This is a genomic window from Methylopila musalis (assembly GCF_042679725.1).
Classification (GTDB): Bacteria; Pseudomonadota; Alphaproteobacteria; order Rhizobiales; family Methylopilaceae; genus Methylopila; species Methylopila musalis.
In genome coordinates this window covers 1-1,374 of record NZ_JBHTMX010000354.1, presented here as the reverse complement: position 1 = coordinate 1,374, position 1,374 = coordinate 1, and the positions used below count along the sequence as shown (strand labels likewise).

Annotated in this window: 1 protein-coding gene and 1 pseudogene; both read left to right on the top strand. The window is 73.1% G+C overall.

The features are described from left to right. Nucleotides 1–401: pseudogene (locus tag ACFQ4O_RS17590) on the top strand (peptide chain release factor N(5)-glutamine methyltransferase); the annotation flags it as partial. 354 nt (nucleotides 402–755) lie between these two features. Continuing rightward, nucleotides 756–1,374: DUF4167 domain-containing protein (locus ACFQ4O_RS17585; protein ID WP_449289007.1), on the top strand; the 619-nt coding region annotated here is incomplete at its 3' end.

Sequence of the window (1,374 nt, the reverse complement as noted above, 5' to 3'; positions counted from 1 at the left end):
CGCGGGAGAACGCGCTCCGCCTCGGCCTCGGCGCCCGCGCCGCCTTCCTCGTCGGCGACTGGGCCGGCGCGCTCCGAGGCCCGTTCGACCTCGTGCTGTCCAACCCGCCTTACATCCCGACCGGCGACATGGCCGGGCTCGACCGGGACGTGCGCGCCCACGACCCCCATGCGGCGCTGGACGGCGGCACGGACGGGCTCGACGCCTACCGCGCCATCCTCGCCGACCTCGGCCGGCTGCTGGCGCCGGGCGGCGTCGCGGTGCTCGAACTCGGGATCGGGCAGGAGGCGGAGGTGACGGAGACCGCCGCCGCCGCGGGCTTCGCGGCCACCGGGCCGGCCCGCAGGGACCTCGGCGGCGTGGCCCGCGCGCTGACGCTGCGACATGGCTCGCCAGCTTAAAAAAGCCTTGGAAAGCGAAGGGCGCGACGCTATGTTCCGGGTCGGAATCGTCCGACGCCCGCCCGTGTTTTCCACATCGGGGCCTGTGAGCGACGGACGGATAATTTTGAGGCCGCGACCGCGCTGTGTCGTCGGGACGGCCTCGAAAGATCGACGCACCGCTTCGATCTCGCCTGCGCGTTGGGCATGCGGCTTCGCCGCCTCGCCCGACGACCGGATCGTTCGGCCTTATGGGGCCGGCCGCGTTCCGGGCGCGCCCTTCCGGCGACGGACAGGGCGGCGGGCGACCGGCGGATCGGTCGGTCCCCCGGCCCTTGGGCCCTTCGAAACAGAACGAGTGCTGATTTGAACGCCATGAGGCAAGGACAGTCGAAGCGCCTCCGCGGCCGCAACCGCGGCGGAGGGGGCGGCGGAGGCGGCGGCGGCGGCGGCGGCAAGGGTCCGAACCCTTTGACCCGGTCGTATGAATCGAACGGTCCGGACGTGAAGATCCGCGGCACCGCCGCGACCATCGCCGACAAATACGTGCAGCTCTCGCGCGACGCGCAGTCGTCCGGCGATCCGGTCGCGGCCGAGAACTACCTGCAGCACGCCGAGCACTATTACCGCATGCTCGCGGCGGCGCAGGCCCAGTACCAGCCGCACCAGACCTTCGTGCGCGCCGACGCCGACGACTTCAACGACTCGCTCGACTTCGACGAGGAGCAGGACGGCGTGGAGTTCCCGCCCCAGCCCGCTTCGCCGGCGCAGAGCTTCAACGGCGGACAGCACCAGCCGCGCCAGAACGGCAACGGCCATGGCAACGGTGGCGGCCAGCCTTCCGTCGCCGCCGCTCCCCGCGGCGAGGACGAGCAGCAGCCGCGCCGCAACGAGCGCCGCAACGACCGCAACCGCGAGCGTGGCGAGCGCAACGGCGAACGGGGCGAGCGCCGCGAGCGCGGGCCGCGTCCCGAGTGGCAGGAGCGGGGCGACC